The following is a 23679-nucleotide window of genomic DNA, read 5'->3' on the forward strand; positions in this document are numbered from 1 at the left end:
ATGACACTGCCTCCCGCCGATTCCGAACTCGGCAAGCTGATGGCGAATCTGCCGCGTGCCGGCCGGGTCGAATGGATCGGCCTGCGGCCCGCGCGCGACGTGCCGATGCAAGCGGTCGAGCAGGTCCGCGCCGAAACCGGCGGCGGCCTGTTGGGTGACCGCTACACAGGCAGCAGCGGCAAGCGCGGCATCACCCTGATTCAGGCCGAACACCTGCCGGTGATCGCGGCGCTGTCCGGGCACCTGGCAGTGGCAGCGGCGATCCTGCGTCGCAACCTCGTCGTTTCGGGGCTGCCGCTGGTGGCACTCAAGGGCCGGCGCTTCCGCATCGGCAACGTGCTGCTGGAAGGCACCGACGACTGCGATCCGTGCTCGCGCATGGAAGTCGCGCTCGGCCCCGGCGGCTACAACGCGATGCGCGGCCACGGTGGCCTGTGCGCGCGCATCGTCGAAGGCGGCGCGATCCATCTCGGCGACGCCGTCGTCGCCCTCCCAGATTGAAGGACTCCATGAGCACCCGCGGACACTGCATCCTTTCCCACGGCTTCGAAAGCGGCCCCGACGCGACCAAGGTCACCGCCCTGGCCGACGCCGCGCAGCGCCTGGGCTGGAGCCACGAGCGCCCCGACTACACCGACCTCGACGCCAGGCGCGAGGTCAGCGAGCTCGGCGACGTGCCCACGCGCCTGCAGCGTCTGCTCACGCTGACGCAGGCCGCGGCGGCACGCGGCCCGGTGGTGCTGGCCGGCTCCAGCCTCGGTGCCTACATCTCCGGGCTGGTGTCGTTGCAGGTGCCGGTGGCCGGGCTGTTCATGATGGCGCCGCCGATCCGCATGGGTGAAGCGCACCCGCTGGATGCCGCGCGCGTGCCGACTTCGATCATCCACGGCTGGGACGATGAGCTGATTCCGGCCGCGCACGTGGTCGATTGGGCGCACCCGCGGCGTGCGCGCCTGCTGCTGGTCGACGACAACCATCGCCTGTCGGACAACGTCGAGGCCAGCGCTGATGTGTTCGCCGCTCTGCTGGCGGGGATCTGAGCGATGAAATTCTTCGCAAGCTGCGGCAAGGGCCTGGAATACCTGCTCGCCGACGAACTGGTCGCATTGGGCTGCACGCGCGCCACCGCGGCAATGGCCGGCGCCAACGTCGAGGGCAGCCTCGCCGACGCGCAACGCGCTGTGCTGTGGTCGCGCCTAGCCAGCCGGGTGCTATGGCCGATCGCCGAATTCGACTGCCCGGACGAGCACGCGCTCTACGCCGGCGTCGCCGCGATTGCGTGGCCGGAACACCTCGCCGACGGCCACACGCTCGCGGTCGACGCACATGTGTCGGGCGAGAAGCTGACCCACGCGCGTTACGCCGCGCAGCGGGTCAAGGACGCGGTGGTCGACGTGATGCGCGCCAAGACCGGTGCGCGCCCGGACGTCGACGTCGAGGCGCCCGACCTGCGCATCAACCTGGTGGTGCGCAAGGGCCGCGCGATCGTCTCGATCGACCTCGGTGGTGGCCCACTGCACCGGCGCGGCTGGCGCGAGACCCAGGGCGAAGCACCGCTGAAGGAAAACCTGGCCGCCGCGGTGCTGATGCGCGGCGGTTGGCCGAAGCTCTATGCCGAAGGCGGTGCCTTGCTCGACCCGATGTGCGGCAGCGGTACGCTGTTGATCGAAGGTGCGTTGATGGCGGCCGATGTCGCCCCCGGCCTGCTGCGCCTCGGCCGCGCGCTGCCGACGCGTTGGCGCGGCTTCGATCTGCCGGCCTGGCAGCAGTTGCTCGAAGACGCGCGCCAGCGCGAAACCGTAGGCCGCGCCCACCTGCGCCCAGTCTTCCACGGCAGCGACCTCGACCCGCATGCGGTGCGCGCGGCGCGCGAGAACGCCGAGGTCGCCGGGGTGCGCGATGCGCTCTACCTGGACGTTCGCGACGTGCGTGCGTTGCCGGAGCAGTCGAACCCGCGCGGCCTGGTCGCCTGCAACCCGCCCTACGACGCACGCCTGGCCGCCGACCCGGCGCTGTACCGCGCGCTGGGTGTAGCGCTCAAGCGGGTCGCGCCGCAGTGGAAGGCCAGCTTGCTGTGCGGCGATGCCGAGCTGGCCTACGCCACCGGCCTGCGCGCGGGCAAGAAGTACCAGCTGTTCAACGGCGCGATCGAGTGCACGCTGATTGTGGTCGATCCGGTAGCGCCACCGCAGCGCGAGCGCAGTGAGGAGTTGCCGGCGTTGTCGGAAGGCGCCCAGATGGTCGCCAACCGCCTGCGCAAGAACCTGCGCAAGCTCAAGTCGTGGCGCGAGCGCGAGCAGGTCAGCTGCTACCGCGCCTACGACGCCGACCTGCCCGAGTACTCGGCTGCGGTCGACGTCTACACGACGGATGAGGCCACGCCACGCATCTTCCTGCACGTGCAGGAATACGCCGCGCCGGCCGACATTCCCGAGCCGGTGCAGCGCCGTCGCCTCAACGAACTGCTGGCCGCGGCGCGCGAGGTGTTCGCGGTGCCGCGCGAGCAGATCGCGCTGAAGACCCGAGCCAAGGGCAAGGGCGGCAGTAAGTATGGGCAGTTCGACACGCGCGGCGAGTTCGTCAGCGTGAGCGAGGGCGACACGCGTCTGCGCGTGAACCTGTTCGACTACCTCGACACCGGCCTGTTCCTAGACCACCGTCCGCTGCGCCTGCGCATCGCCGAAGAAGCCGGCGACACGCGCTTCCTCAACCTGTTCGGCTACACCGGCGCGGCCACCGTGCATGCGGCCGTCGGTGGCGCGCGCTTGACCACCACGGTCGACCTGTCGGCGACCTACCTGGAGTGGTGCGCCGACAACCTGCGCGAGAACAACGTCGGCGGCACGCGCCATCGCCTGGTGCAGGCCGATGCGGTGACCTGGCTGGAGGCCGACACCCACGAGTACGACCTGATCTTCTGCGACCCGCCGACGTTCTCCAACTCCAAGCGCGCCGATGATTTCGACGTTCAGGCCGAGCACGTGCGCCTGCTGCGCGCGGCGGTGGCACGCCTGGCGCGCGACGGCGTGTTGTATTTCTCCAACAACTTCCGCCGTTTCAAGCTCGACGACGCGGCAGTGGCGACGTTCGCGCAGTGCGTCGAGATCACGCCCGAGACCATCCCACCAGACTTCGCCCGCGACGCGCGTATCCACCGCTGCTGGCGTTTGCAGCGTCGGCCCTGATCGTCTGCTTGCCGCGTTAGATCCGATCCAAGCCGCCCCCTATTGCCGAGGCCGCATGAAGCCACACACCCGCCGACGCGGTGCCTGGACGTTCTTCCGGCAGTGGCTGAGAAGCCCGCTGCGGACCGCCGCGGTGGCGCCTTCGGGGCGCGAGCTGGCCGCGGCGATGATCGCCGAACTCCCGGTCGGTACGCGCCGCGTGATCGAGCTGGGTGGCGGCACCGGCGCGCTGACCCGCGCGCTGCTGGCGCACGGCATCGATGGCGACGCGTTGCTAGCGCTGGAGCTCAACGAGGAATTGCATGCCCACCTGCATGCACGTTTTCCGCAGGTGCGGGTCGAACTGGGCGACGCCCGTGACCTGGCGAATGTCGCTGCGCGCAATGGCTTCCTCGACGCGGGCCTGGCCGATGCGATCGTGTCCGGGCTCGGCCTGCTGGCGATGCCGCGCGAAACCCAGCATGCAATCCTCGAGTCGGCGTTTGCATGCCTGCGGCCCGATGGCCGCTTCGTGCAGTTCACGTACGGCCCGCAGCAACCGGTTGCGGACGAAGTGGTCGCGGCGCTGGGGTTGCAGGTGCGGCGGGGGGATTTCGTACTTATGAACATGCCGCCAGCGACCGTGTACGTTTTCGGGCGCTGAGCCTGGCCGTGGTGGCGGCTTGATCGACAGGTAGGCGTGATCACGCGCAGATCACGTAGAGCGAGTTCAACTTCGACCAATGGTCACTTCGGCGAAGTGTCGCTGACACCATCAAGCCTGTTTCTGCGTCAGGCCGGGTAAGGCGTGTCTGTGGGTTCCATTGGCTAGGAAGGGAAATGGAATGAACGAACTTGCGAAGTTTTTTGTGGGTTTACTCATGCTCGCGGCGGCTGCGAGCGCGATGGCGCAGCAGCCTAAAGCACAACCGCAGCCGCAAACCGATTTGGATCCGACGCAGCTGGTCGGCGCCGGCTTGCGCGTTGCACAGATGATCGATGCCGGGAAATCCGGCGAGGTGTGGGATGGCGCTTCGGCCGTGGCCAAGCGCAGCGTCCAGCGCAAGCAGTTCGACGATGGCAACCGCGCGCTGCGCAAGCCGCTGGGATCGGTGGTCGGCAGACGCTGGGCAATGGTCAATCGGCATGTCACGCCAGGCAGCTCGCAACTGCCCGCTGGCGTGTACGCCAACGTCCAGTTCGAGACCAGCTTTGCCAGCCGCAAGGTGGGCAACGAACTGGTGTCGTTCCGCCTGGATGAGGACGGCACATGGCGACTGAGTGGGTATGTCTTGAAATAGCCAGCCAAGCGCATCGTGATGAGCCTGGAAACGTATCAACGCGTAGGCGGCATGCATAGGCTGCCAACAACCGCAGGCCCTGCTGGGTCGCTCAAGTGCGCTGCCGTCATCCACGTCGGGGGCGCCTGTGCCCGTAATCCCACCCCATTCGCAACGGACCCTGGCCTAGCTGCGTATTCCGCGCCGGCTGTGTTTGCGGTCACCACTAAGAGGTAGTCGCCATGAGCAAGATGACTTACCGAAATGGTCGAAAGTCCATGCCTGCAAACTTGCTGCGCAAGGAGAGGCTGTTACTCCCTGGCTTGATACTGGTGGGGCTGCATGGGGGGAGCGCATTCGCACAGCAAATGTGTACGGGACCGACAGGGCAGGTTGTTACTGGAACGGCCGCGTTCGGTTGCGGCACCAATGCACAGGCGACTGGCAATTTTGCGACCGCGATCGGAAACGCTGCGATTGCCTCTGGCGCCAATACAGTCGCCATGGGAGATAACGTCCAGGCGACCGGCCCGCAATCGGTCGCGATCGGTGCGGGTGCCAGGGCATCGGAAACTGCTTCGACGGCACTGGGAATGAGCGCTTTCGCCCGCGCGGTGGATTCGACTGCGATTGGGCGCTCGGCAGAAATCGATGCTGCAGCAACAGGTGCGACCGCCTTGGGTCGCAGCGCGATCATCGCCGCGGCCGGCATCAACAGCGTGGCGGTTGGCGCCAATACGCAGGTCAGTGGAGCCAACGCGACCGTGATGGGGCAGGCTGCCACGGGCACTGCTGCTGGCGCCACGGTGCTCGGACAGAGCGCAGACGCCACGGCGGCCAACGCCATTGCGATCGGCCTGAATGCGCAGGCAACGAGCGCGGGCAGCATCGCACTGGGTGAAGGGGCCGCTACCGGCGCACGCACCAATGTCCTTTCCGTAGGTGGCGGAGCCGTGGCCACGCGGCAGATCATCAACGTCGCCGCCGGCACGGCGGATACCGACGCGGTCAACGTGGCCCAGCTCAACGCCCAGGTCGCCGAAGGCATCCGCTACTTCCAGGCCGATGGCCTTGGCAATGGCACCGACGACGCGCAGGCGACCGGCACGCGTTCGGTGGCGATGGGTGCCTTGTCGAATGCGAGCGGAAACAACAGTATCGCGATCGGCATGCAGTCGGCCGCGGCCGGGCCCGGGGCGTTCGCAGCCGGCTTCCAGGCGAGCGCCGCAGCGCAGAATGCGATGGCCCTGGGGGGCCAGGCGAACGCCAGCGTTGCGCAAGCCACCGCGGTTGGAGCGTTGTCGAGCGCCTCGGTGTTGAATGCCACCGCGCTGGGCTTCAACAGCAGCGTGACGGGCGTGGGTGGCGTTGCGCTGGGTTCGGGATCGGTGGCCGATCGCGGCAGCGCGGTGTCGGTCGGCACGGCCGCTAGCCAGCGGCAGATCATCAACGTCGGTGCTGGTACGGCTGCCACCGATGCGGTCAATCTCTCGCAGCTGCAGTCAGCCGGTTTCACGACCAATGCCAGCACGGGCCTGGTCACCAATCCGGCGGTGACCTACACCGACACAGCGCGCGGCACGATCACCCTTGGTGGCGCAGGGGGCACCCGGATCAGCAACGTCGCAGCAGGTACCGCCGCGACCGATGCGGTGAACTTTGGCCAGCTGACCACAACCAATACCAACGTGACTAATCTCACCAACCAGATCAACGCCGGCACGATCGGTCTGGTGCGGCAGACGACCGCGACTGCACCGGTGACCGTTGCTGGAGCCACCGGCGGCACGGCGGTCAACTTCACGGGCACCTCCGGAACGCGTGTGTTGCAGGGCGTCAGTGCCGGCAGTGCTGCAACGGATGCCGTCAACGTCAGTCAGCTGACCACGACCAACACCAACCTGAGCAACCTCACCAACCAGATCAACGCCGGCACGGTCGGTCTGGTGCAGCAGTCGGCTGCGGGCCAGCCGATCACTGTGGCGGCAGCCAAGGATGGGGCCATCGTGAGTTTTGCCGGCACGGCCGGCACACGTGTCCTGGCGGGAGTCACCGCTGGCGCCGTCAACGCAACCAGCACTGACGCGGTCAATGGCAGCCAGCTCAATGCCGTGGCGATCCAGGTCGCCGAAGGCATCCGCTACTTCCAGGCCGATGGCTTGGGCGATGGCACGGACGATGCGCAGGCGACGGGTACCAATGCAGTGGCGATCGGTGCCGACTCGGTGGCCACGGCAGCCGATGCCGTGGCCGGTGGCCATGGCAGCAACGCCGCGGGTATCGGCAGCACCGCTCTGGGCGCGGCCAGCTTCGCCGCCGGACCGGACGACACGGCCATCGGCAGCGGCGCGCAGGTGCTGGCCGATCAGAGCACGGCGGTAGGCGCGGACAGCACCATTGCGGTCGGTGCCACGCAGGCCTCGGCGTTTGGCGCCACCAGCAATGTCAGCGTCGCGCAGGGCACGGCGCTGGGCTTCGGCAGCAGCGTCACCGGAGCCGGCGGCGTGGCACTGGGCGCGGGCTCGGTGGCCGATCGCGGCAACGCGGTATCGGTCGGCACTGCCGCGACCCAGCGGCAGATCATCAACGTCGCTGCGGGTGCCGCGCCAACGGATGCGGTCAATGTCAGCCAGCTGACCACAGTGGTCGACGACAGCGTGCGTTACTTCCAGGCCGACGGCCTCAACGATGGCACGGACGATGCCGTCGCCAGCGGCACCAATTCGGTCGCTGCAGGCAGCAGCTCGGTGGCCAGCGGCGCGGATGCCGTGGCCATCGGCAACGGCGCCGATGCGCTGGCCGGTGAAAGCACCGCCGTCGGCGCGAACACTTCGATCAGTGCACTGGCCGGGCAGTCCGCGGCCTTCGGCTCGGGCGCGACGGTCACGGCAGTGCGCGGCACCGCGATCGGTTTTGGCGCGACGGCGTCCGGCGCTGAATCCTCGGCACTTGGCTATGGAGCCACCGTCACCGCCACCGCCAACGGTGCGGTGGCCTTGGGCAGCGGCGCCATCGCCGACGAGGCCAACACCGTTTCGGTGGGTACGGCGACCGTGCAACGGCGCATCACGAACGTCGCCGCAGGCACGGCGCTCACCGACGCGGTGAACGTTAGCCAGCTCAACGCCGTGTCTGGCGATACCCGCTACTTCAAGGCCGACGGTCTGGACAACGGTACCGACGATGCCAGCGTCAACGGGCAGTTCGGCCTCGCCGCCGGCAGCAGCGCGGCAGCGACGGGACAGGGCGCCACCGCGCTGGGTTCCAGTTCGGTGGCAAACGGCGAGGCCGCGCTCGCGGTCGGCGCCTTCGCCAACGCCGCGGCCGAGCAGACGCTTGCGGTCGGCACCGGTGCGCAGGCGACGGTGATCGGGGCGCAGGCGTTCGGCATCGGCGCGAATGCCAGTGCCGACCGCAGCCTCGCGGTTGGCGGCGGCTCGCAGGCGAGCGGTGCGACCAGCCTCGCGGTCGGCAACGAAGTGGTGGCCAGCGGGCAGAGCAGTGTGGCGCTTGGTTATCGCACGTCGGCCACCAACTTGCTGACCACCGCGATCGGCGGTTGGAACGACAGCAATAGCGACGGGGTTGTCGATGCCAACGAGGTGACACTCGCATCGGGGCCGGGTGCGATCGCGATCGGTCCGGCTGCACAGGCAACCCAAGATGGGGCGGTGAGCATCGGCGCCAACAGCGGCGCCACGGGCCAGGCCAGTACCGCCGTGGGCACCATCGCGCTGGCGACTGCATTGGGCAGTGCTGCGTATGGCTACGACTCGCAGGCCACGCAGCAGGCGGCGCTGGCGCTCGGCGGCGGCTCCCGCGCGATGGCAGTCAACAGCACGGCGGTCGGCACGCAGGCGCAGGCGCAGGCAGCCAACACCATCGCGATCGGCTTCCTGTCGGTTGCCGCCGCGACCGACAGTGTGGTGTTGGGTTCCAACGCGACGGTCGCCGCGGCCGGCGTCAACGGCATCTCGATCGGCAACACCAGCCAGGTGAACTCGCTCAACGGCCTGGCGCTGGGTACCGGCGCGCTCGTGGCCGCGACCGATCCCAGCGGCACGGCGATGAGCAACGGCATCGCCATCGGCAACAACAGCCGCAGCAACAATACCGACGCGACCGCGGTCGGCGTCAACGCGATCGCCAACGGCCAGAACAGCGTCGCTTTCGGCACCACCGCGCTGGCGCAGGGGCCGCAGGCCAGCGCGATCGGCCAGAACGCGCGCGCGATCGGCAGCAACTCGGTTGCCTTGGGAACTTCAGCGCAGGCCACCGGCAACGTCAGCACCGCGCTGGGCCAGAACTCGCTGGCGAGCGGTTCGCTGAGCGTGGCACTGGGCCAGTCCGCCGACGCCACCGCCAGCGAGGCGCTGGCGGTCGGCAACAACGCGCAGGCGACGGCGGCCAATGCGACCTCGCTGGGTCGTTCGGCCAATGCTTCGCAGGCCGGTGCACTGGCGCTGGGCGCTGACTCGGCGGCTTCGGCGGTCGATGCTTTCGCAGGCGGCCGCGGCAGCGTGGCTTTGGGTGCCGGCAGTACGGCGCTCGGCGCGGCCAGCCGTGCCGCGGGGCCGGATGACACCGCGATCGGCAGCAACGCACAGGTGCTGGCCGACCAGAGCACCGCGGTCGGTGCGGACAGCGTGATCGCCGTGGGCGCGACGCAGGCCTCGGCGTTTGGTGCGACCAGTAATGTCACTGCCGCGCAGGGCACGGCGCTGGGCTTCGGCAGCAGCGTGACGGGCGTGGGCGGTGTGGCGCTGGGCGCGGGCTCGGTGGCCGATCGCGGCAACGCGGTATCGGTCGGCATCGCCGGAGGTGAGCGGCAGATCATCAACGTCGCCGCCGGCACGGCGCTCACTGATGCGGTGAACGTCAGCCAGCTGACCACCGCGACGAGCGCGCTGCGCTACTTCAAGGCCGACGGCCTCAACGACGGCACCGACGATGCAGTGGCCAGTGGCACGAATTCGGTTGCCGCGGGCAGCAGTTCGGAGGCCAGCGGCGTGGGTGCCGTCGCGGTAGGCAATCGTAGTTCCGCAGAAGGCACCAACAGTCTTGCAGTCGGGACCGGTGCGACTGCGATGGGGCCGGGCGACCTCGCGGTCGGCGGCGGTGCGCTGGTGCTGGCCGACAATGGCACGGCCGTCGGCACGGAGAGTCTGATCGCGGCCGGCGCGACGCAGGCCTCCACATTTGGCGCGAGCAGCATCGTCGAGGCCTCACAGGGCACGGCGCTGGGCTTTGGCAGCAACGTCAGCGGCGTGGGTGGCGTGGCGCTGGGCGCAGGATCGGTGGCCGATCGCGGCAACGCGGTATCGGTTGGCATCATTGGAGGCGAGCGACAGATCATCAACGTCGCCGCTGGCGTCGAACTCACTGACGCGGTTAACGTCAGCCAGCTGACCACCGCGACGAGCGGGCTGCGTTACTTCAAGGCTGACGGTCTCAACGACGGCAGCGACGACGCCGCGGCGACCGGTACGCTGAGCGTGGCGGCAGGCAGCAACGCGTCGGCAAGCGGCGACAACACGGTGGCGGTCGGCAACAGCAGCGAGGCCACGGCGGAGAGCGCAACCGCGGTCGGGCAGGACAGTTCGGCGACCGGCGCCGGCTCCAGCGCCTTCGGTGGCGGTGCCAGTGCTTCGCAGGCGGCGGCCACCGCTTTCGGCAGCGGTTCCCAGGCCGCGGGCATAGGCAGCACCACGATCGGCAACGCCAGCGTGGCCACCGCGGACTTTGCGGTAGCCGTGGGCATGGGCTCGGTCACTGGTCCCAGCGCCACCAATTCGGTGGCGTTGGGTGCGCGTTCGATTGCCGACGAGGCCGATACCGTGTCGGTGGGTGCGGCCGGTAGCGAACGCCGCATTGTCAACCTCGCCGCTGGCACAGCTGCAACCAATGGGGTCAACGTAAGCCAGCTGCAGTCGGCGGGCTTCATCCTCGATGCGGCCGGCGCGGTGACCAATCCGGCGGTGACCTATGTCGATGCGACGCGTGCGCAGATCAGCCTCGGCGGTGCGGGCGGCACGACCATCTCCAACGTCGCTGCTGGCACGGCCGGTACCGACGCCGTCAACGTCGACCAGCTCAACGCCGTGACCGGCGACACCCGCTACTTCAAGGCCGATGGCCTCAACGACGGCACCGACGATGCAGTGGCCAGTGGCACCAATTCGGTTGCCGCGGGCAGCAGCTCCGAGGCCAGCGGCGTGGGTGCCGTCGCGGTAGGTGATCGTAGTTCCGCAGAAGGCAACAACAGTCTCGCGGTCGGGTCCGGCGCGACCGCGATGGGGACGGGTGACCTCGCGGTCGGCGGCGGTGCGCTGGTGCTGGCCGACAACGGCACGGCTGTCGGCACGGAGAGCCTGATCGCGGCCGGCGCGACGCAGGCCTCCACGTTTGGCGCGAGTAGCAGCGTCAGCGCTTCGCAGGGCACTGCACTGGGCTTTGGCAGCAGCGTCAGCAGCGTCGGCGGCGTTGCGCTGGGGTCGGGCTCGGCCGCCGATCGTGCGATCGCACCGGCGACGGGGTCGATCCCGGCCGGCTCCGGGGCGATTTCATTCGACACCACCGACGCCACGCTGCTCGGCGCGGTGTCGGTCGGCAGCGGCACCTCGTATCGGCAGATCACCAACGTGGCCGACGGGACCCAGGCGCAGGATGCAGTGACCATCCGCCAGTTGCAGGGTGCGCTCGGCTCGATTGCCAACACCAACACGATGTACTTCCACGCCAATTCCACAGCCGTCGATTCGCTGGCGGTCGGCGCGGAGGCGATCGCGGTCGGCCCGACCACGGTGGTCAATGGCGACAACGGCATCGGCATGGGCAATGGCGCGGTGGTCGACATGGCCGCACCGGGCGGCATCGCGATCGGTCGCGACACGCAGGTGTTGATGGCCTCGGGCATCGCCATGGGCAGCCAGGCCCAGGCCAATGCCGAGCAGGGTGTGGCGTTGGGTGCGGGCGCGGGCGCGAACCATGCCTTGAGCGTGGCGCTGGGGTCGGGTTCGCAGACCACGGTCGGCGCGGAAACGGGTTACACCGCGTTCGGGCTGACGACGCCGCAGAATTCGTTCGGCGAAGTATCGGTCGGCGCCGCCGGAAGCGAGCGCAAGATCACCAACGTCGCGGCGGGCAGCAACGACATGGATGCAGTCAACGTGGCACAGCTCAAGGCCGTGCAGAGCACTGCCAACGATGCATTGCTGTGGGACGCGGGTGCCGGCGCATTCAGCGCCAATCACCTCGGCAGCGGCCCCAACAAGATCGTCAACCTCGGCGCAGGCCTGATTGGTGCCGGCAGCACCGAAGCCATCAACGGCGGACAGCTGTTCGCGATCGGGCAGAGAATCGCCAACATCTTCGGCGGCAATGCCCTGTTGGGTTCGGATGGAACCATTGCGCTGCCCGGCTACAGCTTCGACGGCAACGTGTTCAACAACGTCAACCAGGCGTTGACCTACCTGCGCAGCTTGATCAAGGACACGACTGGCGGCGGAGCCAGCGACCCGCGTTTCACGGCCAACGACCAACGCGATGCCACCCCTCCCGCCACGGCCAGCGGCGACAAGTCAGTGGCCATGGGTGAAGGGGCCAATGCCACGGCGACCAACAGCGCAGCTGTTGGCGCCAACTCGCTGGCCGATCGCGCCAACAGCGTGTCGGTGGGTTCGGCCGGCAATGAGCGCCAGGTGACCAACGTCGCCGCCGGCACCGCCGACACCGATGCGGTCAACGTCGCGCAGATGAAGCAGCAGGCGGAGGTGACGTTGAACCAGGCCAACACCTACACCGACCAGGTGTTCCAGCAGGCGATCACGGTGCCGATGCAGGAGATCAACGACCTGCGCAATGAGGTCGATGATCGTTTCCACGACACCAACCGTCGCATCAACAGACAGGGCGCCATGAACGCGGCCATGATCCACATGGCCAGCAGCGCGGCCAACATCCAGACCACGAACCGTGTCTCGGTGGGTGCCGGCTGGTCGGAAGGCGAGGAGGCGCTTTCGGTGGGTTACCAGCGCCAACTCAAGCGCAACGTCTCGTTGTCGCTGGGCGCGGCGTTCAGCGGCAATGAGCAGTCGGCCGGCGTGGGCGTAGGCGTGGGCTGGTAAGGCCTGCTGATCTCCCCGCGCAGCACGCGCACGTGCTGCGCATCCGCGGTGTCCGGTCCGGGCGCCGCGGGGCGTGAGCGCCCATCGCGACGGACCGTTCCATCCGCCGCACTGGCTGTCGCACTGTGCTGCCCCGAAATTGGGGGCTGGAAGGCAGTTTGAGGGTTTCATGAGCACCAACATCAACCAGGACTTCGCCCGCATCGGCCGTAACGTGCGCGGCATGCCCACCTCTGACGGCGCTGGCGTGCGGCTGACCCGTGTGATCGGCACGCCGCAGCTCGACATGCTCGATCCGTTCCTGATGCTGGACGAGTTCGGCACCGACAAGCCGGAGGACTACCTGGCCGGTTTTCCCGAGCACCCGCACCGCGGCTTCGAGACTGTCACCTACATGCTCGACGGCCGCATGCGCCACAAGGACAACCACGGCAACGAGGGCGTGCTGGTGCCCGGCAGCGTGCAGTGGATGACCGCCGGCCGCGGCCTGGTGCATTCGGAGATGCCCGAGCAGGAGCAGGGCCGCATGCGCGGCTTCCAACTGTGGGTCAACCTGCCCGCGCGCGACAAGATGACGGCGCCGCAGTACCAGGAGTTCGCGCCGGAGCGCATACCGCAGTTGCAGCCGGCCGAGGGCGTCAGCGTCAAGGTGATCGCCGGCCAGGTCGGCGACACGACCGGCCCGATCGCGCAGCCGGCGACCGAGCCGGTCTATCTGGACATCACCCTGGACGCTGGTGCGTCGTGGTCGTACGCATTGCCGGAAGGCCACAACGCGTTCGCCTACCTGTTCGAAGGCAGTGGCGCGGTCGGCGATGGCGAGGATGCGCGACCGCTGGCCTCGCAGGAACTGGCGGTGTTGGCGGGTGGGCGCGTGTTCAAGCTGACTGCCGGCGACGCCGGCGCGCGCGCCATCCTGGTCGCCGGCAAGCCGTTGCGTGAGCCGGTGGCGCGTTACGGCCCGTTCGTGATGAACAGCAAGGAGCAGCTCATGCAGGCCTTCGTCGATTACCAGGAAGGCAAGTTCTGAGCCGGCTCATTACGGGAGATCACCTTGGCCACACGTGGGCACCGTTACCGGATCACCTTGCAGCATCTGTCGGCGCCGCGCGAGGGCGATACCCTGCACGAGAGCCTGACGTTCGAGGACGGCAACCACGATGACCTGTTCCGCATCGTCGACCTGCAGCGCGGCAGCGGTCGATTCGCCAACGCCGACGAAGCCGCCGCGTTCGCGCTCGGCTTGAAGCTGCTGGGCGAAGCGGTGCTGCGCAACCGCGATGACGCGTTGCTGCAGACCTTGAAGGCGCCTTTGGTCGAGTTCATCCGCGGGCTGAAGGCTTCGTTGGCCGCACCACCGGCGCAGTAACGACAGCCCGGATAGCGAAAGGCCACGCCTTGTGGCGTGGCCTTTCCTGTTCTTCAGCGGTACCTGCGGTCAGCGGGCATCACCGACCACGTCCGGCTTTTCACCCAGCCAGCGATAGATCACGCCGCTGAGCAGGCCGCCAATGATCGGCGCCAGCCAGAAGAACCACAACTGCGAGATCGCCTGCGCACCGGCGAACACGCCCACGCCGGTCGAGCGCGCGGGATTCACCGAGGTGTTGGTGACGGGGATGCTGATCAGGTGGATCAGCGTCAGTGCCAAGCCGATCGCCAGCGGGCCGAAGCCGGCCGGGGCGCGGGGGTGGGTCGCGCCGAGGATCACGATCAGGAACATCGCGGTCATCACCACTTCGCACAGGAACGCGGCGGCGATCGAATAGCCGCCCGGCGAGTGCGCACCATAGCCGTTGCTGGCAAAGGCGCCGGCCGCGGATGGGTCGATCATGAAACCGGGCTGACCGCTGGCGATCTGCAGCAAGATGAAGCCGGCGAAGATCGCGCCGAGCACCTGCGCGATGATATACGGCGCCAGGTCGCGAGCCGGGAAGCGGCCGCCAGCCCACAGGCCGAAGCTCACCGCCGGGTTGAAGTGGCCGCCAGAGATGTGGCCGAGCGCATAGGCACCGGTCAGGACGGTCAGGCCGAAGGCCAGCGCCACACCGACGAAACCGATGCCGAGCGGGTTGCCGTCGCCACCGAAATTAGCCGCCAGCACCGCGCTGCCGCAACCGCCCAATACCAGCCAGAACGTGCCGATGAACTCGGCGCTGAGTCGCTTGATCATGCTGCCTCCTCTTCCTTCCGATGAAGTTGCTGGAGCAGCCCGGGTCGCATTGCCGCCAACACGCCCGAGCGGCGCTGTCGCAGTCCTACGCGCCCCGTCGTTGCGACGGCGGGGGCGACCTATCGTAGCGAGTTGGCGTGATTATTTGCTGCTGAGCCGGGTCGACGGAAAGCTCATCGACTGCGCCTGCTCGATCACGCTGCCCAGGGTGGCTTCTGACGGCGCCTGCAGCCAGATGTGGGCGACGCGGTCGTCGTCCAGTTCGATCAGCGTTTCGCGGACCTGCACGTCGGGCCGGGCGGCGAGCTCGCCCTTGTACCAGTACATCTCGCGGCCATCGATCATGCCGGCCTCGGCGCGGTCGCCGCGCTTGGGCTTGAACGGCGACTTGCGGGCGATGTACAGGCCGAATGCTTCCGAGCCGTCTGCACGCACCGCGCGGCAGAAGTCGGAGTCCGCGCTGCCGCGGTGTTCCCAGGTCAAGCCGGTGCTGGCCGGCAGCTGCGGACAGTTCCCCTGATCCTGCGCCTGCGCGCTGCCGGCCAACATCAGCCCGGCAAGCACGGGAAAGATCGACATGCACCATGCCGTCTGTGTCACGACACACCCCCTGTGGTCATTGTCAAAAACGTGATCCGGAGCTGAACATAGTCCAGATCCAGGCTCTTGACAAATAACCAGACTTGATAGGTCGGGTGGCTCCGCGCATGGGTGACGGCGTCGGATCAGGGGCCGTCAGGAAAGCGAGGCGCGGGTGCAAGTGGCTGATCCATGAGGACAGGCCGCCGGGCCGCTCAGCGTTCGGGCAGGGGAATGAACTCGTCGTCGCCCGGCACCCGGCCGAAACGGCCGTCGAGCCAGTCCTGCTTGGCCTGCTCGATCCGCTCCTTCGAGCTGGACACGAAGTTCCACCACAGGTGGCGCGGCCCATCGAGCGGTTCGCCGCCGAGCAGCATGGCCTTGAGGGCGGTCTTGGCGCGCAGGCGGGGGCGCGTGCCGGGGTCGAGCACGGCCAGGTGCATGGCGGGCAGGTCGGCACCGTCCAGCTGCGCCTCGCCTTCGAGGATGTACAAGGCGCGCTCGGCGTGGCTGTCGTCGATGGCGAGTTCGGCATCGGGGTCGAGGTCGATGGCGACGTACAGCGTGCCGGCGAACACGCGCACCGGCGATTCCTCGCCGAAGCCGCGGCCGGCGACCACGCGCAGCCAGGCGCCGTTGCGACGTTGCTGCGGCAGGGTCGCGGCGGGGTGATGATGGAAGTCGGGTGCGGCCTCTTCATCGGGCTTGGGCAGGGCGACCCAGGTCTGCATGCCGTGCAGCGGGTGCTCGCCCTCGCGCAGGATCTGCGGCGTGCGTTCGGAATGGGCGATGCCGCGCCCGGCGGTCATCCAGTTGACGTCACCTGGGTTGATGTCCTGCAGGCTGCCGAGCGTGTCGCGGTGGGTGATGGTGCCCGACCACAAAAACGTCACCGTGGCCAGGCCGATGTGCGGGTGCGGGCGCACGTCGATGCCGCGGCCGGACTCGAACACCGCCGGCCCCATGTGGTCGACGAACACGAACGGCCCGACCGAGCGCGCCTGCAGGCTCGGCACCGCGCGCCGCACCTGGAAACCGCCGAGGTCGTGCACGCGTGGCGTGATGATCGTGGTCATGTCCGGGTCCTCAGTTTGGGCTGCGGTTAGCTTGTCACGATCGTGCCGGCACGCACATGGCGATCGCGCAACGGCCTGTTGCATTCCATGCTTGCGGGTAGTGCTTTCGAGTTACGGCGGTACACGCCCGGGCTGGTCGTCGATGCGCACGGTGACGGCCGGTGCCGGGCCATGCGCCAACCGCAGCAGGTGCAGGGACCAGGGGCCGATGGCGCGCGTCGTGGCGCGGGCCGTATTGAGCGTGACGTCGACGCGTTGGCCATCGGCCTCGTACTGAAAGCCGACGTCGGCATCGCCGGCCTGGATGCATTGCACCTGCGGCGGGCAGCGCGAATCGTTGCTTACTCCCAGGTATCGCAAGGTGGCCTGGCCCGGCAGCACGGCCTGCGCGCCAGCCTGCAGCGTGATCTCCCCGGGCGGGGACAGGGTATTGCTGCTTGGGGGCGCGGCTGCGCAGCCAGTGACAGCGCAGGCGACCAGCAATGCGGCGACACGGGCTGCGTGTTGTTTCATTGTGAGCTGCCAGTCTTGTTAGCCGTTATCGACGCACCAGAGTCTAGCGCCGGCCCATGGTGAAAGCAGGATGCGTCCGCGCGCTGCAGAAGCCGCTCAGCGGCGCTCATCGCGGCGCGAAGCCAGGCGATCGGCCAGCCGCGTCGGCTCCGGCAGCCGGTAGTGGGTGAGACAGCGCAGCACCAGCCCCGGCGCACTCGCGAGCGATACGCGATGCCCGGGCGAAACGACCAGCGGCCGGCAACGCGGCTTGCTGCGCAGCACCGTGCCGATGATGTCGCCACGGTCCACCAGCGCGGCGACGTCGCCGCGCTGCGGGCCGGGCTCGACGTGGTGTCCGACCAGCACCTTCTTGGCCACGCCGATGCTCGGCAAGCCGGTGGCGACGCCGAAGTGCGCGGCGATGCCCAACCGACGCGGGTGGGCGATGCCATGGCCGTCGACGAATACCAGGTCGGGACGACGCGACAGCAGCGCGAGCGCTTCGAGCAGCGCCGGCAGCTCGCGGAAACTCAGCAGGCCGGGGATGTAGGGCATCCGCGTCGCGATCCGCGCGATCCGGGTTTCCAGCGGCTGCAGCGTGTCTGCATCGAGCAGCACGGCCGCGGCGCGGGTCGTGGCGCCCGCGTCCTCGAAGCCGACATCGAAGCCCGCCAGCGTGCGCAACGGCAAGGCAAAGTCGTCACGCAACTCGACCTGCCGTGCCAAGCGTTGCTGCAATGCACGCGCGGCCGCGACATCACCGTCCCAGTCGGGAAGTGCCTCGATCTGCGATGGCCTCATGCGTCGCAGTATTCCATGGCCCCGCCGCACGTCCTTCACCCGGATCGCACACGGCGGAGACACGGTTGCGCTGGCGTTGTGGCTAGAATCGCGGCATCTCCGCTGCTGTCGCCACGATGACCCGGAAGCTGCGCGTGTTTGCCGTCCTGGTGCTGCTGCTGGCGCTGGCATCACTGATGTCGCTGTACAGCTACGGACGTTTCGCCGAACGTGCGCGTGGAGCGCCTGGACAGGCGTTGCCCGCCGATCGCATCGAGACCCCGATCGACCGGGTCATCGCACCGCTGGTAGTGGCGCGCCCGGGGCAAAGCGGGCTGAGTCTGTTCAGCGACAACCTCGATGCCTTCGCCGTGCGCGCCGCCACCGCGCGCAGTGCCGGCCGCAGCCTGGACCTGCAGTACTACCTCTGGCATCAGGATCTGACGGGCGAACTGCTGCTGTACGAGTTGCTGCGTGCCGCCGACCGTGGCGTGCGCGTGCGCCTGTTGCTGGACGATCTCAATGCCCATCGCCAGGATCACCTGCTGGCCGCCCTGGACCTGCACCGCAATGTCGAAGTGCGGATGTTCAATCCCTCGCGCGGCCGCCAGAACAGTCTGATGCGCGGCATGGAGATGCTGCTGCGCGGCTTCAGCTTGAATCGTCGCATGCACAACAAGGCCTGGATCGCCGACGGCCGCGTGGCGGTGGTGGGCGGGCGCAATATCGGTGACGAGTACTTCGGTGCGGCGAGCAACACCCAGTTTCTCGATGCCGACCTGGCGGTGATCGGGCCGCCGGTGGCGCAGACGGCGACGATCTTCGACGCCTACTGGAACAGCGCCTCGGCGATTCCGTTGGCGGCCCTGGCGGAGACACGCCCGGATGCACTGGCCGGCCTGCGCCGTGTCGGCGAGGCCGACTACCGTTCGCCACAGGCACGTCCCTACCTGCAGCGACTGCACCAGTCGCCCAATGTGCAGGCTTTGTGGCAGGGGCACCGCGAAGTGCATTGGACCGGCGAAGCGCAGGTCCACTCCGACCCGCCAGAGAAGGCCGTGGGCGTGGTGCGCCGGCCGTGGCTGGTGGACGTGTTGATGCCGGCGATGATGGGTGCCCAGCGTGAGATGCAGTTGATCTCGCCGTACTTCGTGCCGGGCGATGCCGGAGTGGACGCGCTGGTCGGGCTGCGGCGCAGAGGCGTGGCGGTCAGCGTGCTGACCAACTCCCTGGCCGCGACCGACGTGGCAGCGGTGCACGGCGGCTATGCGCCGTACCGACGACCACTGCTTGAAGGCGGTGTCGAGTTGTACGAGCTGATGCCGCGGGGCCGCAGCGAAAGTCGTCTGCTCGGCTCCAGCGACGCCAGCCTGCACACGAAGGCGATGATGGTGGATGGCGAGGTCGGGTTCGTCGGCTCGTTCAACCTCGACCCGCGCTCGATCAACCTCAACACCGAAATGGGGATCCTGTTCCGCGACCGTGCGCTGACCGCCGAGTTGCTGCGCAGCTACGCGCAGAAGACCGGGCCACGCAGCAGTTATTGGGTGCAGCTGGTGGATGGCCGGCTGACCTGGGAGGACGGATCGGAAGACCCGCCGCACCACTGGACGCGAGAGCCCGACGCCAGCCTGGGGCGACGCGTCCTGGCGAGGGTCGTGGGTTGGCTGCCGCTGGAGTCGCAGCTTTAATGCGGTGTCGTCAGCGCTGACGGCTTTCCTCGAGGGTCGCCTGGCCGGTCGCGTCGATGCGGACGGTGATGAGGCGGTCGTATTCGGTTTCCGGCATGGCGGCCACGCGGCACGCGCACAACGCGGCGGCGATGTCCGGAATCGTGTTGCTGTGGCCGACCACCAGCACCTGCTGGCCGGCATGTTCGCGCCTGAGTAGCCCGGCGAATTCGCTGGCCGGTTGCTTGGCAGCGTAGGTGACGACGGTCAGCTCATGCGCGAGGGCGGTGGGCGCAGCGGTCTGTTGGGTGCGCCGGTAGCCGGTCGAGTAGACCGAGCTCAGCGGTGCGTCGGCGAAGCGTCGGGCCAGGGCATCCGCGCGGACCCTCCCGGCTTCGGTGAGGGCCGGGTCGTCGCTGCCGTCGCCGACCTTCTCGGCGTGACGTACCAGAATGAACGTGCTGGCCGGTGCGGGCGGTGTTGCCGTCGCGCAACCACCAAGCAGGGCCAGGGCAAGCAGAACGGGCAGGGCAGGCTTCATGACGCCATGGTGGCATGCGGCGACGTGCGAAAAAACCGCGCACGGCGAATCGGGTGACCGCTTGCGCCGGGCCGACCGTCACGTGCGTCGACGCTCATTGCGGCTTGTCCAGCAGAGTCAGCAGCCCGCGCGCGGCCGCCAGACGCGCCGGTGCATCCGGCAGGTCGAGCTTGAGCCGCAGCTTGTCCGGGCCGTCCATCTGGTAGAGCTTGGGTTGGCCCTGGATCAGCTTGATGATCGCCATCGGGTCGACGTTGGGCTTCTCGATAAACTGGATGCGACCGCCGGCAAGGCCAATGTCGAGCTTGCGGATGCCCAGCTGCGTGGCCGCGAGTTTCAGTTCGGCGATCGCGAACAGGTGCTTGGCCGGGTCCGGAAGCAGGCCGAAGCGGTCGATCATCTCGACCTGCAGTTCGCGCAGTTCCTCGACGTCGCGCGCGCCGCTGATGCGCTTGTACAAGGTCAGGCGCGTGTGCACGTCGGGCAGGTAGTCGTCGGGGATCAGCGCGGGTACGTGCAGCTCGACCTCGGCGCCGCGGGCGTGGTGGCCGTCGACATCGGGCAGCTCGCCGCGCTTGATCGAGCGCACCGCACGTTCCAGCAACTCGGTATAGAGGCTGAAGCCGACCTCGGCCATCTGCCCGCTCTGGTCCTCGCCGAGCAGTTCGCCGGCGCCGCGGATTTCCAGATCGTGGGTGGCCAGGGTGAAGCCGGCGCCGAGTTCATCCATCGCCTCAATCGCGTCCAGGCGCTTCTTGGCGTCGGCGCTGATCGAGCGCTTATCGGGCACCACCAGGTAGGCATAGGCACGGTGGTGCGAGCGCCCGACGCGGCCGCGCAACTGGTGCAGCTGGGCCAGGCCGAAGCGGTCGGCGCGGTGGATGATGATGGTGTTGGCGTTGGGGATGTCGATGCCCGATTCGATGATCGTGGTCGACAGCAGCACGTTGAAGCGCTGCTTGTGGAAGTCGAGCATCACGCGTTCCAACTCGCGCTCGGGCATCTGGCCGTGGGCGACGCCGATGCGCGCTTCCGGCACCAGTTCCTCGAGCTGGCGTTGCATGCGGCCGATGCTCTCGACGTCATTGTGCAGGAAGTAGACCTGGCCGCCGCGCGACAGCTCGCGCTGGAAAGCCTCGCGCAACTGCGCGTCGTCCCACGGCACGACGAAGGTCTGGACCGCGAGGCGATGCGCCGGTGGCGTGGCGATGATGCTGAGGTCGCGCAATCCGGCCATCGCCATGTTGAGCGTGCGCGGAATCGGGGTAGCGGTCAGGGTCAGCAGGTGCACGTTGGCGCGCAACGCCTTCAGCGCCTCCTTCTGGCGCACGCCGAAACGCTGCTCCTCATCGACGATCACCGCGCCCAGGTCCTTGAAACGCACGTCCGGCTGCAGCAATCGGTGTGTGCCGACGACCACGTCGATCTTGCCCTCGGCGACCTTCTCCAGCTCGGTCTTGATCTCCTTGGCGGTCTTGAAGCGCGACAGCACCTCGACCTTGAGCGGCCAGTCGGCGAAGCGGTCGCGCATGGTGCGGTAGTGCTGTTCGGCCAGCAGCGTGGTCGGCACCAGCACCGCCACCTGCTTGCCGGCGGTGGCCGAGACGAACGCCGCGCGCACCGCGACCTCGGTCTTGCCGAAGCCGACGTCGCCGCAGACCACGCGGTCCATCGGCTGCGACGAGGACAGGTCGCGGATCACCGCCTCGATCGCGGCGTGCTGGTCGGGGGTTTCCTCGAACGGGAACGCGGCCGCGAACGGTTCGTACATTGTGCGGTCGACATCGATCGCCAGGCCGGCGCGGGCCTGGCGCTTGGCCTGGATCTCGAGCAACTCGGCGGCGACGTCGCGGACCTTCTCGGCGGCCTTCTTCTTCGCCTTGGTCCACTGCTCGCCACCGAGCGAATGCAGCGGCGCGGTCTCGACCGAGGCGCCGGAATAGCGGTTGATCAGGTGCAGCTGCGCGACCGGCACGTACAGGCGGTCGCCCTTGGCGTATTCGATCTCGAGGTATTCGCCTTTCTCGCCGCCGGCCTCGAGCGTGATCAGACCGCGATAACGACCAACGCCGTGGTCCTCGTGCACGATCGGCGCGCCTTCGCTCAGCTCGCCCAGGTCGCGGATGATCGCTTCGGGTTCGCGGCCGGCGCGCTTGCGGCGGCGCGGTTGGCTGGCGCGCTCGGGAAACAGCTGGCGCTCGGTGAGCACCGCCAACGCCGGTTCGTTGATCGCGAAGCCGTCGTCGAGCGGAGCCACCGCAATGGCGAAACGGGTTAACCCCTCTCCCGCGGGGAGAGGGAAGGCGGTGAACGCCTGCCACCCATCCACAACCCGCGGGTGCAGATCTGCCGCAGCCAGCAGCTCCAGCAGCGCCTCGCGCCGTCCCGGCGAGTCGGCCGCAACCAGCACGCGACCCGGGTAGTTGGAGAGGAACGACTTGAGCGCCTCGGCCGGTGCGTGGTCCCTGGCGGCGATCGGCAGCGCCGGCGCCGGCTGGTCGCCGAGCGCCACGGCGCGTTCACGCTGCGGGTGGGCGTCGCCGCAGACCTCGACGCGTGCGCCGTCGTTGAGCCGTTCGCGCAGTGCGTTCGGCGACAGGTACAGCGTGTCGGGCGGCAGCAGTGGACGTTCGAGGTCGTGCCGGCGCTGCTCGTAACGCTCGGCGGTCTGTGCCCAGAACTGTTCGGCGGCCTCAAGCGTGCCGTCGCCGAGCACCGGCAGCACATTGGCGTCGAGGTAATCGAACAGCGTTGCGGTCTGCTCGAAGAACAGCGGCAGGTAGTACTCGATACCGGCTGGCGCCAGGCCGGCCTTGAGGTCCTGGTAGAGCGCGCTGCGGCGGGTGTCGAGATCGAAGCGCTCGCGCAGCGCATCGAGTGCGCGCTTGAGCGAGGCGTCGTCCAGCGGCAGCTCGCGCCCGGGCAGCAGGTGCACCGCGTCGATCTTGTCCAGCGAACGCTGCGATTCGGGATCGAAGCCGCGAATCGTGTCGATTTCGTCATCGAGCAGTTCGACGCGGAACGGCGTGTCGGCGCCCATCGGGTAGACGTCGAGCAGGCCGCCGCGCACGGCGAAGTCGCCGGGGTCGAGCACCTGCGGCACGTTGCGGTAGCCGGCCGACTCGAGCCGGCGCTTCTCGGCATCGAGGTCCAGGCGCTGGCCGACGCGCACGTCGAAGCTGCCGCCGACCACGTGCCGCAGCGGCGCAAGGCGCTGCAGCAGCGTCTGCACCGGCACGACGACAATGCCGCGCTTGAGCGTCGGCAGCCGGTGCAGCGCCGCCAGACGCTGGCTGACGATGTCCGGGTGCGGGCTGAAGACGTCGTAGGGCAGGGTTTCCCAATCGGGGAAATTCACGATCGGCAGCTGGCCGCCGCGGCCGAGCAGGGTGTGCAGGTCGGATTCGAGCTGGTGCGCGGTGTGGTTGTCGCGCGCGATCACGAGCAGTGGGCCATCGTGCTCGGCCGCCGCGGTGGCGATGTGGAAGGCCAGCGCGGATGGCGACGCCGGCGCGCGCCACCAGGCGCGTTGCTGGCCGGCCTTGGGCAGCGGCGGGATCGGGAAGACGGACTTCGACATCGGCGGGGAATCTCGTGGGACGTTGGGCTGTCAGGTGACGGCCGGGCTTGAGCGGGCGGATCTGCAAAACAGGTGCAGCGCCGGCAGCCGTCGCTGCCAGCGCAAAGAGCGCCAAGTTTACGCGAGCGCATCTGTGCCCCTGGGATTGCCGGGCCGGCAGGCGGGCCAGCCGTGGGTCACTGCGTTCCAGACATGACGATTCAGATCGCTTGAAA

General features: G+C 68.4%; 16 protein-coding genes and 1 pseudogene. 10 read left to right on the top strand and 7 right to left on the bottom strand.

The features are described from left to right. The 9 genes and pseudogenes from ACFOLC_RS09010 to ACFOLC_RS09050 all read left to right on the top strand — a co-directional run bounded on the left by ACFOLC_RS09010 (position 1) and on the right by ACFOLC_RS09050 (position 13939). Complete coding sequence (locus tag ACFOLC_RS09010; RefSeq protein WP_386758905.1) at positions 1 to 501, top strand: MOSC domain-containing protein; 501 nt, start codon at positions 1 to 3, stop codon at positions 499 to 501. Positions 502 to 509: 8 nt separating this feature from the next. Continuing rightward, on the top strand, positions 510 to 1040 hold the full coding sequence (locus tag ACFOLC_RS09015) for a hypothetical protein (protein ID WP_386758906.1): 531 nt from the start codon (positions 510 to 512) through the stop codon (positions 1038 to 1040). A gap of 3 nt (positions 1041 to 1043) precedes the next feature. Then, the gene (rlmKL, locus tag ACFOLC_RS09020) at positions 1044 to 3185 is read left to right on the top strand and encodes a bifunctional 23S rRNA (guanine(2069)-N(7))-methyltransferase RlmK/23S rRNA (guanine(2445)-N(2))-methyltransferase RlmL (protein ID WP_386758907.1); all 2142 of its coding nucleotides are present in this window, start codon (positions 1044 to 1046) and stop codon (positions 3183 to 3185) included. Between the two features lie 55 nt (positions 3186 to 3240). Continuing rightward, positions 3241 to 3828: a class I SAM-dependent methyltransferase gene (locus tag ACFOLC_RS09025; protein WP_386758908.1), complete on the top strand. Its 588-nt coding sequence runs from the start codon at positions 3241 to 3243 to the stop codon at positions 3826 to 3828. Positions 3829 to 4009: 181 nt separating this feature from the next. Further along, on the top strand, positions 4010 to 4465 hold the full coding sequence (locus ACFOLC_RS09030; protein WP_386758909.1) for a DUF4019 domain-containing protein: 456 nt from the start codon (positions 4010 to 4012) through the stop codon (positions 4463 to 4465). 347 nt (positions 4466 to 4812) lie between these two features. After that, positions 4813 to 5034 (top strand): annotated as a pseudogene (locus ACFOLC_RS09035) (hypothetical protein); the annotation flags it as partial. Positions 5035 to 5037: 3 nt separating this feature from the next. Next, positions 5038 to 12570 carry a hypothetical protein gene (locus ACFOLC_RS09040; protein WP_386759039.1) on the top strand — a complete coding sequence of 2511 codons (7533 nt, stop codon included), beginning with the start codon at positions 5038 to 5040 and terminating at the stop codon, positions 12568 to 12570. Positions 12571 to 12739: 169 nt separating this feature from the next. Beyond that, positions 12740 to 13600 carry a pirin family protein gene (locus tag ACFOLC_RS09045; protein ID WP_386758910.1) on the top strand — a complete coding sequence of 287 codons (861 nt, stop codon included), beginning with the start codon at positions 12740 to 12742 and terminating at the stop codon, positions 13598 to 13600. 24 nt (positions 13601 to 13624) lie between these two features. After that, on the top strand, positions 13625 to 13939 hold the full coding sequence (locus tag ACFOLC_RS09050; RefSeq protein WP_386758911.1) for a DUF3861 family protein: 315 nt from the start codon (positions 13625 to 13627) through the stop codon (positions 13937 to 13939). Positions 13940 to 14008: 69 nt separating this feature from the next. Here the strand turns inward: ACFOLC_RS09050 and aqpZ are convergent, their stop codons facing one another. From aqpZ to nfi, 5 genes are all read right to left on the bottom strand, one after another. Further along, the gene (gene aqpZ / locus ACFOLC_RS09055) at positions 14009 to 14743 is read right to left on the bottom strand and encodes an aquaporin Z (protein WP_386758912.1); all 735 of its coding nucleotides are present in this window, start codon (positions 14741 to 14743) and stop codon (positions 14009 to 14011) included. 141 nt (positions 14744 to 14884) lie between these two features. Beyond that, positions 14885 to 15322, bottom strand: coding sequence for a hypothetical protein (locus ACFOLC_RS09060; protein WP_386758913.1), 438 nt, complete (start codon positions 15320 to 15322; stop codon positions 14885 to 14887). 215 nt (positions 15323 to 15537) lie between these two features. After that, complete coding sequence (locus ACFOLC_RS09065) at positions 15538 to 16398, bottom strand: pirin family protein (RefSeq protein ID WP_386758914.1); 861 nt, start codon at positions 16396 to 16398, stop codon at positions 15538 to 15540. Positions 16399 to 16509: 111 nt separating this feature from the next. Further along, complete coding sequence (locus ACFOLC_RS09070; RefSeq protein ID WP_386758915.1) at positions 16510 to 16911, bottom strand: hypothetical protein; 402 nt, start codon at positions 16909 to 16911, stop codon at positions 16510 to 16512. 96 nt (positions 16912 to 17007) lie between these two features. Continuing rightward, positions 17008 to 17694, bottom strand: coding sequence for a deoxyribonuclease V (nfi, locus tag ACFOLC_RS09075; RefSeq protein ID WP_386758916.1), 687 nt, complete (start codon positions 17692 to 17694; stop codon positions 17008 to 17010). Positions 17695 to 17810: 116 nt separating this feature from the next. Here nfi and ACFOLC_RS09080 point away from each other — a divergent pair, with 116 nt between their 5' ends. After that, entirely contained in the window at positions 17811 to 19364 is a 1554-nt protein-coding gene (locus ACFOLC_RS09080) for a phospholipase D family protein (protein WP_386758917.1), read from the top strand. 10 nt (positions 19365 to 19374) lie between these two features. On the opposite strand, the gene ACFOLC_RS09085 is transcribed toward ACFOLC_RS09080, so the two are convergent. Beyond that, a complete protein-coding gene (locus tag ACFOLC_RS09085; protein ID WP_386758918.1) occupies positions 19375 to 19884 on the bottom strand; it encodes a SixA phosphatase family protein in 510 nt (169 codons plus the stop codon). A gap of 94 nt (positions 19885 to 19978) precedes the next feature. After that, positions 19979 to 23464, bottom strand: coding sequence for a transcription-repair coupling factor (gene mfd / locus ACFOLC_RS09090; protein WP_386758919.1), 3486 nt, complete (start codon positions 23462 to 23464; stop codon positions 19979 to 19981). Positions 23465 to 23679 lie beyond the last annotated feature (215 nt).

This window comes from Lysobacter cavernae, from assembly GCF_042648505.1.
Lineage (GTDB): Bacteria > Pseudomonadota > Gammaproteobacteria > Xanthomonadales > Xanthomonadaceae > Lysobacter_L > Lysobacter_L cavernae.